This window comes from uncultured Marinobacter sp., assembly GCF_963974375.1.
Taxonomy (GTDB): domain Bacteria; phylum Pseudomonadota; class Gammaproteobacteria; order Pseudomonadales; family Oleiphilaceae; genus Marinobacter.
In genome coordinates this window covers 1-14,067 of sequence record NZ_CAXBDN010000096.1, presented here as the reverse complement: position 1 = coordinate 14,067, position 14,067 = coordinate 1, and the positions used below count along the sequence as shown (strand labels likewise).

The following is a 14,067-nucleotide window of genomic DNA, read 5'->3' as shown; positions in this document are numbered from 1 at the left end:
AAGCGGGACCATCGCAAGATCGGCAAGAAGCTGAACCTGTTCCATATGCAGGAAGAAGCGCCGGGCATGGTATTCTGGCACCCGGATGGCTGGACCCTGTATCAGGAAATCGAACAGTACATGCGCGACAAGTTGCGTCGCCATGGTTATCAGGAAATCAAGACACCCCAGGTGGTGTCGCGGGTACTGTGGGAAAAGTCAGGCCACTGGGACAAGTTCCATGAGGGCATGTTCACCACTGAATCCGAAAAGCACGATTTTGCCATCAAGCCCATGAACTGCCCCTGTCATATTCAGGTGTTCAACCAGGGCCTGAAAAGCTACAAGGACCTGCCGCTGCGCCTGGCAGAGTTTGGTTCCTGTCACCGGAATGAAGCATCCGGTGCGCTCCACGGGCTGATGCGGGTACGGGGCTTTACCCAGGACGATGCGCACATTTTCTGCGAAGAAAGCGCCATCCAGGACGAAGTGTCCCGGTTTATCGATCTTCTGCACGAAGTGTACGAGGATTTCGGGTTCGAACAGATTCTTTACAAATTGTCGACCCGGCCGGAAAAGCGGGTAGGCTCGGATGAAGTCTGGGACAAGGCCGAGGCCGCGCTGGAAGAGGCCCTGAATCGTCAGGGTCTGGACTGGGAACTGCTGCCAGGCGAGGGTGCCTTTTACGGGCCGAAGATCGAATTCTCCCTGAAGGACTGTATTGGCAGGGTCTGGCAATGCGGCACCATTCAGGTGGACTTTTCCATGCCGGGGCGCCTCGGGGCCCAGTATGTGGCCGATAACTCCGAGCGGCGCACACCGGTGATGCTGCATCGTGCTGTGTTGGGCTCATTTGAGCGGTTTATCGGTATTCTGATCGAGGAATACGAAGGCGCTTTCCCGACCTGGTTGGCACCGACACAGGTATCTGTCCTGAATATTACCGATCGACAGGCAGATTATTGTGCAGAATTGACGAAAAAATGGCAGGATGCAGGCTATCGGGTAAATGCTGACTTGAGAAACGAGAAGATCGGCTTTAAAATCCGCGAGCATACTTTAAACAAGGTTCCGTATCTGGTCGTTATCGGCGATAAAGAAGTCGAGAGCGGCGCCGTTGCGGTGAGAACCCGCAAAGGGGAAGATCTCGGAACCATGACGCCGGAAGCGTTTGAATCCCTGCTGTCTGCAGAGGTCGAGCGCAAAGGCAGAACCAAGACGGAGAACTGATTATCAAACAGCGAACGAATCGGGGTGGTCGCGCACCACGCGTACCTATTAATGAAAATATTGATGCAACAGAAGTCCGACTTATCGACGCTGAAGGCGAGCAGGTAGGCATTGTATCCATTGAGGATGCTCTCAAGCGGGCGGAAGAAGCATCGTTAGACCTGGTTCAGGTTACGGACTCCGATCCGATCGTCTGTAAGATAATGGACTTCGGCAAGAAGGTCTTTGAAGAAAAGAAGGCCAAGGCTGCTGCCAAGAAAAAGCAGAAGCAGGTCCAGGTAAAAGAAGTGAAATTCAGGCCAGGGACGGAAGAAGGGGATTATCAGGTAAAACTACGCAACCTGTTACGTTTCCTTGAAAACGGGGACCGTGGAAAAATCACTGTCCGCTTCCGCGGCCGTGAGATGGCACACCAGGAAATCGGTATGAAGCTCATGGAACGCATCGAAGTGGACATTGCAGACCACGCCCAGGTAGAGCAGCGGCCAAAACTGGAAGGCCGTCAGATGACCATGGTTGTCGCGCCCCGTAAAAAGAAGTGACCTGAAGGGTTTGCAGGTCCCCCGCAACGGCGGGGGATTTGTCGTTCAGGCTCACATTTTATGTACTTAAAAAAGAATGCGGAGTTCTAAAAATGCCCAAGATGAAAACCAAAAGCGGGGCCACCAAGCGGTTCAAAAAGACTGCGACTGGCTTCAAGCACAAGCAATCCTTCACAAGTCATATTCTGACCAAGAAGAGCCCGAAGCGTAAGCGTCAGCTGCGTGGCACCAAGCTTATTGCCAAATCGGATGTTGCTTCTATCAAACGTATGACTGCCTGTTAATTAACCGGTTCAAAGAAGGATTAGTATATGCCCCGCGTAAAACGTGGCGTCGTAGCACGCCGCCGTCATAAAAAGATTCTCAAGCAGGCCAAAGGCTATTACGGAGCACGTAGTCGTGTATTCCGCGTAGCCAAACAGGCGGTTATCAAAGCCGGTCAGTACGCTTACCGCGACCGTCGTAACCGCAAGCGTGCGTTCCGTGCGCTGTGGATTGCCCGTATTAACGCGGGTGCCCGCGCTAACGGCCTGTCCTACAGCCGTCTGATCGCAGGTCTGAAGAAGGCTGAAGTAGAAATCGATCGCAAGGTTCTGGCCGATCTGGCCATGAACGAACAGCAGGCATTTGCCGCTGTGGTTGAGAAAGCAAAAGCGGCGCTTTGATCGCTTAGCTCTTTCACCGATTTTCGGTCGATGAGTGGTGCCGTCAGGCTCCGCTCTTAACAGGGGAAGGGCCGCGCTCTTCCCCTGTTTTTGTTTCAGGGTTGACGGTTTTCTGACCGTCACCCGCCAGGCATCATATTAAAAGACATCATCCGGGGATGTCCGATACAACGCCGGAGCAGCATGGCCGATCCGCCTGTCAGTCAGCTGCCACACAACCGCGGCAATGTGTAGGTTCTCTCATCCCATTTTCTGGTTTGGAGCACGGTCAATGGAAAACCTGGAGCAACTCGTTCAGGACGGTCTTGCAGCGGTCGCGCAGGCGGACAGTCTGCAGGCGCTGGATCAACTGCGTGTTGAATACCTTGGCAAAAAAGGGGTGATCACCCAGCAGGCCAAAACCCTGGGCAAGCTCAGTGCCGAAGAACGCCCGGCCGCAGGGCAGAAGATCAACGAAGCCAAGGGCCAGGTCGAGCAGGCCATTAACGCCCGGCGCGGAGACCTGGAAGAAACCGCCATTGCCGACCGGCTGGCGCGCGAATCCATTGACGTCACCCTGCCGGGTCGCGGCCAGGATCTGGGGGGATTGCATCCGGTCACCCGCACCCTGCAACGCATCGAGCAATTCTTTGCCGGTGCCGGTTACAGTGTCGAGCAGGGTCCTGAAATCGAAGACGACTATCACAACTTCGAAGCCCTCAATATTCCAGGCCACCACCCGGCCCGCGCCATGCACGATACCTTCTATTTTGATCCGGTGACCGTGCTACGCACCCATACCTCACCGGTCCAGATCCGCACCATGGAAGTGGGCAAGCCGCCGTTCCGGATGATTTGTCCCGGCCGCGTTTATCGTTGCGATTCCGACATGACCCATACCCCCATGTTTCATCAGGTAGAAGGTCTGCTGGTGGAGAAAAACGTCAGCTTTGCCGATCTGAAGAGTACCATCGGGGAGTTCCTGCGGGTGTTCTTCGAGAAAGACCTGCAGGTCCGGTTCCGGCCATCCTACTTTCCCTTTACCGAGCCCTCAGCTGAGGTGGACATTGAGTGGGGGCGCAATCCGGATGGTTCGGTGAAATGGCTGGAGGTGATGGGGTGCGGCATGGTGCATCCGAAAGTGTTCGGGTACTGCGGCATTGATGCCGAGGAATACCGGGGCTTTGCATTCGGTCTCGGGGTTGAGCGGCTGGCGATGCTCCGCTACGGCGTCAACGATCTGCGGATGTTCTTTGATAACGATCTGCGCTTCCTGCGGCAATTCCGCTGAAACAGATTTGATCCCGTTATACGCGATGCCCGGCTATCCAGAGTCCGGGCCACAGACAGCAATATCGCATCAGGATAAAGGCATACACGATGAAATTCAGTGAGAAGTGGCTGCGAGAATGGGCAAACCCCGCCAGTGATACCCAGACGCTGGTGGACCAGATCACCATGGCGGGCCTGGAAGTGGACGGCTTTGAGCCGGTCGCCGGCGAGTTCAGCGGTGTCATCGTGGGTGAGGTGCTCAAAGTGGAGCCGCATCCGGACGCGGATAAATTACGGGTCTGTCAGGTCGCCGGTGGGGCCGAGGTTGTGCAGGTGGTTTGTGGCGCGCCGAATGTCCGTGAAGGGCTTAAAGTCCCCTTTGCCACCGTGGGCGCGGTGTTGCCCGGGGATTTCCGGATCAAGGCGGCGAAACTTCGTGGCCAGCCCTCCAACGGCATGCTGTGCGCCGAAGCAGAGCTGGGTTTGTCGGAAAGCAATGAGGGGCTGATGGAGTTGCCTGCAGACGCGACCGTGGGCCAGGATCTTGCGGACTACCTGGGTCTGAATGACGTCACCATTGACGTGGATCTGACGCCGAATCGCGCCGACTGTCTGTCCATTCGCGGTCTGGCCCGGGAAGTGGGCGTTCTTAACGGCCTGAACGTGTGTGAACCTGCCATTGAACCGGTACCGGCGACTCACCAGGACGTGGTCTCTGTGGCTCTGGAAGCGCCGGCGGCCTGTCCCCGCTACCTGGGCCGTATTGTCCGCAATGTGGACCTGTCAGCCCCCACACCGCTTTGGATGGTTGAGAAACTGCGCCGCAGCGGCGTGCGTTCCATCGACGCTGCGGTGGATGTCACCAACTACGTAATGCTGGAGCTGGGTCAGCCGCTGCATGCCTTTGACCGGGCTGAAATCGAAGGTGGCATAGTGGTGCGTATGGCGCAGCCGGAGGAAGAGTTGGTATTGCTGGACGGTCAGACCGTCAAACTCACCGCAGACACCCTGGTCATTGCCGATCACAGCAAGGCCCTGGCCATTGCCGGTGTCATGGGGGGGGAGCATTCCGGTGTCAGCGAAAAAACCCGGGACATCGTGCTGGAATCCGCCTGGTTTGAACCCATTGCCCTGGCCGGCAAGGCCCGTCATTACAGCCTTCATACCGATGCCTCCCACCGTTTCGAGCGAGGCGTGGACTACCAGCTGGCCCGCACCGCCATGGAACGTGCGACCAGACTGCTGCTGGATATTACCGGCGGCGAGCCCGGAGAAATCGTCGAAGCGATCAGCGAAGCCCATCTCCCCAAAGCACCGCAAGTGACGGTGCGTGCCGGTCGCCTCAACGCGGTGCTGGGCATGGACATCGAGCGTGAGCGGGTTGACGACATTCTGGCCGGTCTTGGCCTGGAGATTATCAGTCGCGAGGGTGAGGCCTGGACGGTGCGGGGGCCCAGCTACCGTCCCGATATCTCTATTGAAGAAGACCTGATTGAGGAAGTCGGCCGGGTTTACGGTTATAACAATCTGCCGGTCACCCAGCCGACCGGCTCCCTGACCATGCGGCCAAAGGCGGAAGCCCTGCGTCCGGTGGCAGCGGTGCAGAACTATTTTGTTTCCTGTGGCTACCAGGAAGCGATTACCTACAGCTTTGTGGATCCGAAAATCCAGGAAATCCTCGACCCGCAGCGGGAAGGCATTGCCTTGGCGAACCCTATTTCCGCGGATCTGGCCGTCATGCGGACCACCTTGTGGAGCGGTCTGGTGAAGACCCTGGGCTACAACCAGAACCGGCAGCAGTCGCGGGTTCGTCTGTTCGAGACCGGTCTCCGCTTCGTTCGTGAGGGTGATCGCATTGATCAGCAGCCAATGCTGGCCGGTATTGTGGCTGGCTCACAACTGTCTGAAAACTGGGCTAATGGTCGCCGTGACGCTGATTTTTATGATGTCAAAGGTGAGCTGGAGTCCCTGTTCCAGCTGCTGGGGGTCAACATCCGGTTTGCGGCCGGTAGCCATCCGGCACTGCATCCGGGGCAGACGGCACAACTGTTCCTTGAAGATCAGCCGGTTGGCTGGCTGGGCGCGATGCATCCGCTGGTTCAGAAAAAACTGGATGTTGATGGCACGATCCTGATGTTTGAGCTATTCTTGAACCCGATCCTCTCCGGATATGTGCCTAATTTCAAAGAATTTTCAAAATTCCCGGAAGTTCGTCGTGATTTGGCTATTATTATCGGAAATGAGATTGCGTTTGCAGACGTAGACCGGGTGGTTCGCAACAATGCCGGTAATCGTCTGACAGCATTGCGCGCTTTTGATGTCTATGAAGGGGAAAAACTGGGCGAAGGCAAACGTAGCCTGGCCCTCAGCCTGTTCTGGCAGCATCCTGAGCGCACACTTAACGATGACGAAGTGCACGAGCTCTTTGACGGCGTAGTGAGCGCCCTGCAGAAAGAGCTGGAGGCGACACTGAGGAGTTAGGAATGGCGGCTTTGACAAAAGCGGAAATGGCAGAAAAGCTGTATGAGGAGCTCGGCCTCAATAAACGTGAAGCCAAGGAAATGGTCGAAGCTTTTTTCGATGAAATCAGAGACGCACTGAGTCACAACGAGCAGGTCAAGTTGTCCGGTTTTGGCAACTTTGATCTGCGTGACAAGAAACAGCGCCCGGGAAGGAATCCGAAAACGGGGGAGGAGATACCCATCAGCGCCCGTCGTGTGGTGACCTTCCGGCCAGGCCAGAAACTGAAACAAAAAGTAGAGACCTATGCTGGAACCGAGTCATAACAACGAATTACCCGTTATCCCGGGTAAACGTTATTTCACCATCGGTGAAGTAGCCGATCTTTGCCACGTCAAGGCTCACGTGCTGCGATACTGGGAGCAGGAATTTCCCCAGCTGTCGCCAGTCAAGCGTCGGGGCAATCGTCGCTATTACCAGCGGGCCGATGTAATCACCATTCGCCAGATCCGCAGCCTGCTGTACGATCAGGGTTATACCATTGGCGGCGCCAAGCAAAAGCTGAGCAGCCATGAGATCAAAGATGACACCACCCAATACAAGCAGCTGATTCGCCAGATGATTACCGAGCTGGAAGATGTGTTGGGTGTGCTGAACTCGCCCCTGAAGTAAGCCTTTGCCACGGATGTAAAAAAAGCCGGAACAGGACGCTGTTCCGGCTTTTTTGTTGTGGCTGTCCCCTCCCGACCGGTCGGGACGCGGTCACCTTCACCTCACGACAATACCTTCTGCTCCCATTCCGAGAAGGTATCCAGCAGGCGTGCCATCAGATCGTCCACCTGTTCAGTGGTGATCGTCAGGGGCGGTGAAATCCAGATCGGAATTCCGCGGCGGAAGGCGGCCTGGCGCCGGGGCCCATAAAGCGTGCCGTAGAGGGCCAGGCCATTCTTCAGGGCAATACCCTGGAACAACCGCTCGGCGTTCTGGTCCGGCTCGAAGAATTCCATGGTGTTCTTGTCCCTGACCACCTCGGCGACCATGTACAACCCCCAGCCACGTACATCGGCTACGGTGGGATGAGCCATCAGCTGGTCCCGGTAGCTGAACAGCCGCTCGCTCTGGGTGCGGCAGTTTTCCAGCAGATTCTCATCCTGGATGATCCGGATGACCTCCTTGCCGGCGGCGCAGGCAAGGCCATGCCCACCCATGGTGAAACCGTGTACAAACCCCGTATTGGTATCCGTGAAGGTGGCCTTGAGGGCATCGGTAATGGCCACCGCCGCGAACGGGATGTAGCCACTGGAAATGCCCTTGCCGAGAGTCATGATGTCCGGCTCGACATCAAAGTGTTCCATGCCGAACCAGCGCCCGGTGCGACCAAAGCCGGTAACCACCTCATCCGCAATCAGCAGCACGTTATAGCGATCACAGATGTCCCGGATCGTCTTCCAGTAGCTGACTGGTGGCACCGTGGCATAGTCCGGGCCGCTGCCGTGGCGGGTGGCAATGAAAGCTGCAACAGATCTGGGTCCCTGGTAGTGAATCACCTCTTCCAGGGCCTGGGCGCACTGCACGCCCCAGTCCTCGCGGCTGACCCCATCGGGGCGGTCAAAATCGCTGTACTGCCGCACATTGGGCCATTGCTGGATCATGGGTACGAAATGGCGCTGGGAAACCGGGTTGTGAGAGGCGGCAAGGGCCGCCAGGGTCATGCCGTGGTAGCTGTCCCGGTGGCTGATGATCTTGAACTTGTCCGGGAACCCCCGGGCAATCTGCGCCTGACGAGCCAGTTTGAACGCGGTTTCCACCGCCTCGGACCCCCCTGATACCAGGTAGGAGGTGTTCAGCGTGCCCGGCAGAATCTCCGCCAGCATCTTGCCGTAGCGGGCCCGTTCCGGGTTCGCCATGGTGGGGTGAGGGTAGGCGAAACGTTCGAGCTGATCGGTGATGGCCGCTTTCATGCGAGGGTGGTTGTGGGGCAGATTCATCACGAAGGGCCCACCCGACGCATCAATGTAGCGCTGGCCCTGGTCGTCGTAGAGATAGATGCCTTCTGCCCGCTCCAGCACCCGGTCCATGGGATGGTAGGAGAATACATGATCCCAGTCGCCCTTGGTTTCCAGAGGTTGTGGCAAGGCTTGCAGGGCCTCCGGGGTGATGACGTCGGTGGACTCGTGTGCTGTGCTCATGGGGACCTCTTGTTGTTTTTGTTGATCGCTTGTTTCGTTGGCTGGCCGGGGCAAGTGTAGCCACTGACGCCCGTTTCGTCCGGTGAAAGCGCCATGAGATTGGGTAATGGACGTCCCGCTACGCCGAAAACAACCCCGCATGATCAACCCGCAGACCTTTGCCGTCCGCAGTCATGGCGTCACGCATGGCTTCGGGGATGGTCATTTTCTCGACCGTATGGACATCCACCGCAACGCCTGTCATTTCGGCGGTGGCCAGGAGCTGGCCGGTTTCCTGGTTGTGTATGTCCAGATCCATCGTGAACGAAGTATTGCCGATATGGCTGGTCCGCACCGCGATGGCAAGTACGTCACGGAAACGGGCGGAGGCTTTCCATACGATTGTCAGCTTGACCACCTGATAGTCGAACTCTCCCTGCGGCAACTGCTCTCGCGGACATATGGCCCGCAGGTATTCACTGGCGGCCAGGTCAACGTAATCGCCGTAACGGGCGTTGAAGACCACCTTCTGGGCATCGCATTCGCCGTAACGGACTTGAAGGTAATAATGAAAGTCTTGTGATTGCATTGCTGGTCTCCGGAACCGCTGAGTCCGAACGATGTTGTGGTTATTGATGACCGCTGAGCATACCCGAAGGACGGGAGACCCGGCAATCCGTCGGGGCTTTGCCCGGACCCGGTTGCAGGCGGGATTCAGTGCCGCTAATGGAGTAGATGGCGACACTGGTTTGCGGCGACCGGCTTGTGGTCAAATTTATATTTGAGGCCGGGGTTTGGCCAGGACCAACGTAAAAGGAATTAACTCATGAACAGGATAATACTGCTGATTCCGGCGCTGCTACTGGCGCTGCCCGCCCACGCAACGTTGCTGCGTTACGACCTTCAGTTTGAAACCTTTGATTCCGAGCACCTGATTTCCGGAAACGGCTACCTGCTTGCGGATACGCGGCTGGACGCCGTGATTGGCGGCCGGCTGGAAGCCGACGAGCTGGTGTTCAGCTGGGAGATGAACCCATCTCCGCTGCAGAGGGTCGACGAGTATTATGGCGCTGATGTGGTACTTGGCGGCAAAGGTAACGGGGTCAATGAGCTGACCGGAGAGACCGGCACCTTCGATCTGGTCTTTCTGTTGTGGCCTCCGGCCACTGAGCCGTATTCGGCACAGCTCAACAATCATTTTCCGGAGGATATCTGGTCCACCTTGCACCTGAGCAACGGCAATCCAGACAGCGACTACTGGCTGCACCGTCCGGTGATGACGCACTTCTTTATCTCCGCCCCGATTGCAATGGATCCCTCCGGGATCGCGTCTCCGGTATCCGTGCCGGAGCCAGACACATTGGCACTGCTGGGGTTAGGGCTTGCCGGACTGTTGGCCCGACGTCGTCTCGGGTGGCGCTGACGGCCAGTCAGGGAACACCGACTTGCGGATGACGGCATGGACACCGATGTTGCCGTCGACCACCTGGGTGATGCCAAAATCAACAGCGACGGACATCAGGGAGATGGCTTCGTCCTCGGTCAGCTGGTGCTCCGTCATCAGGTAATGGCGGGTTTTACGAAAGGCGTCACGCATGGCGGATTCCATGGAGGAATCCTTGTATACCTGCGTTTGTGCCTTTGCGCCGAGTTCGGCCTGATAGTCCGCAAAGCTGAGTCCCTGAATAACCCACTCCTCCGGCGTTTCCAGAAACGGGTGTGACAGATTCTCCAAAAAGCGGCCCTGCAGAGCTGTGCGTTTGTGGACCACCAGCTGGAATACCCCGGTCAGGGAACATTCGATTGCCGTGCCGCACAACTCTGAGTCTCCCTGGGAGGCATGGGGATCCCCGACAGAAAACAGCGCGCCTTTGACCGAGACCGGCAGGAACAGGCTGGAGCCTTTACCGGCACGCCAGTTGTCCAGATTGCCACCGAAGTAGCTTGGCGGAATGGAGTCGACGGTTGTGCCTTCCCGCGGGGCGACCGCCAGCACCCCAAAGTGTGGTCTCACCGGTATGCGGGCTTTCTGCAACACGCCGTAGTTCTTGTGAACGGTGTCGTGGTCAACGGGGACACCGGGATAGTCGATGGTCTCGTGGCGCACACCGAAAGGGTCAGTCTGTGGTGTCCAGCGGAAATTGTAGACCGCTCGGGCGTGGGGGGCTGGTCGTTGGTGCACCTCGTAAATGGTCACCACTTCGCGTTTTTTTGGTTCTGTCAGCATATCGTGGTAGTGGAAGCCCCACCAGGTCGCCGCGTTGCTGCCAAAGCATCGGCCTTCATGATCAGCATGACAGCTGGGGCGGGACTGGATATCCAGGATGCGGACCTCAAGCACGTCTCCGGGCTCTGCGTCACGGATGTATATCGGACCCGTGCAGATATGAACCCCGAAGCCTTCGCCGGCACCACGGCCGCAGACACTGGCATCCATAGGCCCTGCGCCACGACGGTCGACGTTCTTGCGGTCGGCGGTCCAGTGAAAGACCGCCTCGGCTCCGGGATCCCCTGCGATCATGCGTTCCCAGTCGTCTGACGCGTGCTGAGACAGGGTTTCCACGGTAACAATGTCGCCGGAACAGATGGTCAGTACCGGCGAAATGTCGCGACTGAAGTACCCCCAATGAACGGTCCGGTCAGACGCCGGCAAATAGTAGTGTTCTGGTCTGTTTTGACGTTCTGATGGCTTGCGATGGGTAGTGGCAATACGTTTCGGTGCGAGATGGAGGGATAGCGCATATCGCGTGTGGTCATGGAGCAGGTCCCTGAACGGTTGCTGGCGTTTGTGCAGATGGTTGCCGCCGGCAGATTCCGGGTGAGGGCCGGTGTGAAGCCAGGAGTGGGGTTGGCCCCGGTGCAGGTGCTGGCGGGGATCGGGAGGAGGCGATGCACGGTAGGCCCTGGGCGACACCTTCATGATCTGTGAAAATACCCGGCTGAAATTACCCGCATCGTTAAAGCCCCAACGAAAGCAGATCTCAGCGATACTGAAGCCGTCAAGCGCGGGGTTGACCAGATCCAGACAGCAGTGTTGTACCCGGCGGTGCTTTACGTATTCTGAAAAGGTGGTGCCGCTGTTCCTGAACAGTTTCTGCAGATAACGGGTGGAGAGCCCTTCCTGTTCTGCAATCTGGTCAATGTTCAGGTCCGGATCGCCCAGCCGGCCGTCAATCGCGCCACACAGCCGCCGCAGATGGAGGAGCTGCACGTTGGTGTTGTCGTCGACGTCTGCCACGGTTTCTCTGGATAAGGCGGTTATCAGCATTTCTGACAGATTGGTCTCAATCACCGTCAGCTCCTGAGCGCCCAGATTTTCCAGCTGACCTGCGATGGAGTGAATCAGGTCCAGGCACAGGGCTCCGACGCCATGGTCGGTGTGGATACGATTGGTACCAGCCCGGCCGCTTCTGACCAGGCGCAGCAGAAAACCAGTGGATTCCAGTCTGATCGCCATCGCCCGGAAGTTGTCGCTCAATAGCAGCTGCCAGTCCTGGTCGGGATTCAGAAGAATTATGCCGCCGCGACCAAGCTGCTCCGACACCCCGTGTTCCAGCACCTGCATGGTGCCTTCCAGCACCGTCAGCACCAGCATGGTGCTTCCGGAGCGGATCCGGTCCCGGGGCTGACTGCACAGGGTCTGGCTGTTCCCGTTCAGGCGCACGAACAGTGATTGTCGGGTGGAACAGGAGACGGTAGCACCGGCAGTTTCATCCAGCACCGGGATGGAATTCCCGCCATAGCGCAGCTCAAGCTTTGCAAGCACGTCTGCCCAGTTGGGTTCACGCAATCCGGGCGGTATGTCTCTGGTGGAGAGTCGGTACATTCCGGTCACAGATGTTTTCCTTTCAGGCTGAACAGGAGGGCACCCACCGGTTGAAGCAAGGTGGGTGCCATTGTCCGGATCAGCCTCAGGCGCGGGCAGGGAACATGGACTTTTTCAGGATGGCGTGGACACCCCAGTTGCCGTCAACCACTTGCGTAATACCGAAGTCGACGGCTACCGACATCAGCGCAATCGCTTCGTCCTCGCTCAGTTTCTGGGTGTTCATCAGGAAATGTCGCATTTTGTGATAAGCGTCCCGGAGCGCTTTGTCGACCGATGACTGACTGTAGATTTCCTGTTGGGCACCGGCGCCCAGCTCTGCCAGGTAGTTCGCATAGCTGAACCCGTGCAGCACCCAGTCATCCTGGGTTTCCAGCAGCGGATAGTTCAGCTCCGCCAGGGGCGTGTCCGGCAGGTCTGCTTTCTTGTGCAGGATGAACTGAAAAACCCCGGTGAGTGAGCATTCAATAGCGGTTCCGCAAAGCTCGGAATCGCCCTGGGAGGCATGGGGGTCGCCAACAGAGAAGTTGGCACCGTCCACCGCGACCGGAAAGAACAGCTTGGCGCCCTTGCCGATGCGCCAGTTATCAATATTGCCTCCGGTGTAACTGGGCGGTATTGAGTCCACAATGTCTGCTTCTGCCGGCGCGACACCGATGGTGCCGAAGTGAGGGCGGATTGGAATGCGGATGTCTTTCAGAACATCGTTGTTCCTGGAAATGGTTGAGTGATCCACCGGCACGCCGGGATAGTCGATGGTGGAATGGACCACTCCGAAGGGGTCTTTCTGAGGCGTCCAGCGAAAGTTGTAAACCGCTTTCGCCCAGTTGCGCTCGCCTGTCGCATCAACCTCAAAAATGGTGATGACCTCACGCTTCTTCGGCTCGGTCAGCATGTCGCCATAGTGGAAGCCCCACCAGGCAGCGGCGTTACTTCCGAAGGTTTTGCCTTTGAAGTCTGGATTGCCACTTGGTCGCGGGAACACATCCGCGATGCGTACCTCCAGCACATCGCCGGGCTCGGCTCCCTTGATGCGGACCGGGCCGGTGCAGATGTGCACGCCGGCGCCGGCGCCGGCTCCGATTTCGGCGTCCATGGGACCGGCACCGCGCCGGTCAACACCTTTGCGATTGTTGTCCCAGAAGAAGACGCTTTCGGCGCCGGGATCGCCCTTGACCATTCGATCGGCATCGTCGTTGGCGTGGTGTGTCAGGGTTTCGATGGTCACGAAATCGCCCGATTCCACTTCAACCACCGCTTTCGCGATCTTGCTGAAGTGGCCCCATAAAACGGTTTCGGCCGTTGCCGGAATAAAATAATGCATGGGGCCGGAGCCGCTGGCACCAGCTGAGGATGTCGCTGCGCCGGCCATGGGTGACATGGTGACGCCCATGGCGCCGAGCGAAACCGCACCACTGCCCATCAGAGCTGTTTTCAGAAATGAGCGGCGGGCGGTGTCGAACTCCTCGCGGATATCGCTCTCGTTTTCAGCGGTTATTCCGTGATTGCAGGATGCGTTGCAGATGTGATTGGTCATGGATGTTACCCCTCGTTCGTGGCATCGAACCCTGATGGTGGGTTCCTGATGCCATGGTGATTCGAGTGGGTAAGCGTGTCTTGTCTGCTGGCGCACTAATACTTGTCGTTCTGACGCCGGCCGGTGATCTGTTGCGAACGCAAGGTGGCTGGTTCCGGTCAGGAGGCGCTGCCGTCTCCAGCGTGATCAGTCGTCCTCCTCGTCATCACTCATCCGTTCCTGGCGTTCCCGCTCCTCATCTTTGGCGGCATCGATAACCGCCATCAATTCGTCCACATCGGCCTTGTGATCATCGTGCTCGAACCGGCCTGTCAGCTTGCTGTGCGGGTTAAGATCACCGCTTTCATACAGGCTCCAGATTTCCTTGCCGTAGTCTGTAGCGAGCAGCTCCGGGGCAAATCGTCCGAAG

Annotated in this window: 13 protein-coding genes and 1 pseudogene; 9 read left to right on the top strand and 5 right to left on the bottom strand. The window is 57.7% G+C overall.

Going from position 1 to position 14,067, the window contains the following annotated elements; genetic code table 11:
- From thrS to AAC035_RS09990, 8 genes are all read left to right on the top strand, one after another.
- Positions 1–1,209: threonine--tRNA ligase (thrS, locus tag AAC035_RS10025; RefSeq protein ID WP_339803331.1), on the top strand; the 1,209-nt coding region annotated here is incomplete at its 5' end.
- On the top strand, positions 1,206–1,751 hold the full coding sequence (infC, locus tag AAC035_RS10020; RefSeq protein WP_339803336.1) for a translation initiation factor IF-3: 546 nt from the start codon (positions 1,206–1,208) through the stop codon (positions 1,749–1,751). The genes thrS and infC, both read left to right, overlap by 4 nt.
- A 92-nt stretch (positions 1,752–1,843) precedes the next feature.
- Positions 1,844–2,035 (top strand): 50S ribosomal protein L35, encoded by a 192-nt coding sequence (rpmI, locus tag AAC035_RS10015; protein ID WP_007151842.1) that lies wholly within the window; start codon positions 1,844–1,846, stop codon positions 2,033–2,035.
- 27 nt (positions 2,036–2,062) lie between these two features.
- Positions 2,063–2,416, top strand: coding sequence for a 50S ribosomal protein L20 (gene rplT / locus AAC035_RS10010; protein WP_339803329.1), 354 nt, complete (start codon positions 2,063–2,065; stop codon positions 2,414–2,416).
- A gap of 271 nt (positions 2,417–2,687) precedes the next feature.
- A complete protein-coding gene (gene pheS, locus AAC035_RS10005; protein WP_339803326.1) occupies positions 2,688–3,686 on the top strand; it encodes a phenylalanine--tRNA ligase subunit alpha in 999 nt (332 codons plus the stop codon).
- Positions 3,687–3,775: 89 nt separating this feature from the next.
- Positions 3,776–6,148, top strand: coding sequence for a phenylalanine--tRNA ligase subunit beta (pheT, locus tag AAC035_RS10000; protein ID WP_339803323.1), 2,373 nt, complete (start codon positions 3,776–3,778; stop codon positions 6,146–6,148).
- A 2-nt stretch (positions 6,149–6,150) separates the two neighbouring features.
- The gene (gene ihfA, locus AAC035_RS09995; protein WP_339803320.1) at positions 6,151–6,453 is read left to right on the top strand and encodes an integration host factor subunit alpha; all 303 of its coding nucleotides are present in this window, start codon (positions 6,151–6,153) and stop codon (positions 6,451–6,453) included.
- Positions 6,434–6,799, top strand: coding sequence for a MerR family transcriptional regulator (locus tag AAC035_RS09990; protein WP_339803318.1), 366 nt, complete (start codon positions 6,434–6,436; stop codon positions 6,797–6,799). Before ihfA ends, AAC035_RS09990 begins: the two co-directional genes overlap by 20 nt.
- A 101-nt stretch (positions 6,800–6,900) precedes the next feature.
- Here the strand turns inward: AAC035_RS09990 and AAC035_RS09985 are convergent, their stop codons facing one another.
- Together AAC035_RS09985 and AAC035_RS09980 are read right to left on the bottom strand one after the other, a co-directional pair.
- On the bottom strand, positions 6,901–8,316 hold the full coding sequence (locus AAC035_RS09985; RefSeq protein WP_339803315.1) for an aminotransferase class III-fold pyridoxal phosphate-dependent enzyme: 1,416 nt from the start codon (positions 8,314–8,316) through the stop codon (positions 6,901–6,903).
- A gap of 118 nt (positions 8,317–8,434) precedes the next feature.
- Positions 8,435–8,884: a thioesterase family protein gene (locus tag AAC035_RS09980; protein ID WP_339803312.1), complete on the bottom strand. Its 450-nt coding sequence runs from the start codon at positions 8,882–8,884 to the stop codon at positions 8,435–8,437.
- A 237-nt stretch (positions 8,885–9,121) separates the two neighbouring features.
- On the opposite strand from AAC035_RS09980, the gene AAC035_RS09975 reads away from it, so the two are divergent.
- Entirely contained in the window at positions 9,122–9,718 is a 597-nt protein-coding gene (locus AAC035_RS09975; protein WP_339803309.1) for a PEP-CTERM sorting domain-containing protein, read from the top strand.
- Here AAC035_RS09975 and AAC035_RS09970 read toward each other — a convergent pair.
- From AAC035_RS09970 to AAC035_RS09960, 3 genes and pseudogenes are all read right to left on the bottom strand, one after another.
- On the bottom strand, positions 9,671–12,121 hold the full coding sequence (locus AAC035_RS09970) for an acetamidase/formamidase family protein (protein WP_339803334.1): 2,451 nt from the start codon (positions 12,119–12,121) through the stop codon (positions 9,671–9,673). The two genes, AAC035_RS09975 and AAC035_RS09970, sit on opposite strands and share 48 nt — an antisense overlap.
- A gap of 85 nt (positions 12,122–12,206) precedes the next feature.
- A complete protein-coding gene (locus tag AAC035_RS09965) occupies positions 12,207–13,658 on the bottom strand; it encodes an acetamidase/formamidase family protein (RefSeq protein ID WP_339803306.1) in 1,452 nt (483 codons plus the stop codon).
- Positions 13,659–13,844: 186 nt separating this feature from the next.
- Positions 13,845–14,067 (bottom strand): annotated as a pseudogene (locus AAC035_RS09960) (serine protein kinase RIO); the annotation flags it as partial.

Coding starts and splice junctions, on each gene's coding strand:
- rpmI (WP_007151842.1), top strand. CDS start 1,844: ATGCCCAAGATGAAAACCAAAAGCGGGGCCACCAAGCGGTTCAAAAAG.
- rplT (WP_339803329.1), top strand. CDS start 2,063: ATGCCCCGCGTAAAACGTGGCGTCGTAGCACGCCGCCGTCATAAAAAG.
- pheS (WP_339803326.1), top strand. CDS start 2,688: ATGGAAAACCTGGAGCAACTCGTTCAGGACGGTCTTGCAGCGGTCGCG.
- pheT (WP_339803323.1), top strand. CDS start 3,776: ATGAAATTCAGTGAGAAGTGGCTGCGAGAATGGGCAAACCCCGCCAGT.
- ihfA (WP_339803320.1), top strand. CDS start 6,151: ATGGCGGCTTTGACAAAAGCGGAAATGGCAGAAAAGCTGTATGAGGAG.
- AAC035_RS09990 (WP_339803318.1), top strand. CDS start 6,434: ATGCTGGAACCGAGTCATAACAACGAATTACCCGTTATCCCGGGTAAA.
- AAC035_RS09985 (WP_339803315.1), bottom strand. CDS start 8,316: ATGAGCACAGCACACGAGTCCACCGACGTCATCACCCCGGAGGCCCTG.
- AAC035_RS09980 (WP_339803312.1), bottom strand. CDS start 8,884: ATGCAATCACAAGACTTTCATTATTACCTTCAAGTCCGTTACGGCGAA.
- AAC035_RS09975 (WP_339803309.1), top strand. CDS start 9,122: ATGAACAGGATAATACTGCTGATTCCGGCGCTGCTACTGGCGCTGCCC.
- AAC035_RS09970 (WP_339803334.1), bottom strand. CDS start 12,121: ATGTACCGACTCTCCACCAGAGACATACCGCCCGGATTGCGTGAACCC.
- AAC035_RS09965 (WP_339803306.1), bottom strand. CDS start 13,658: ATGACCAATCACATCTGCAACGCATCCTGCAATCACGGAATAACCGCT.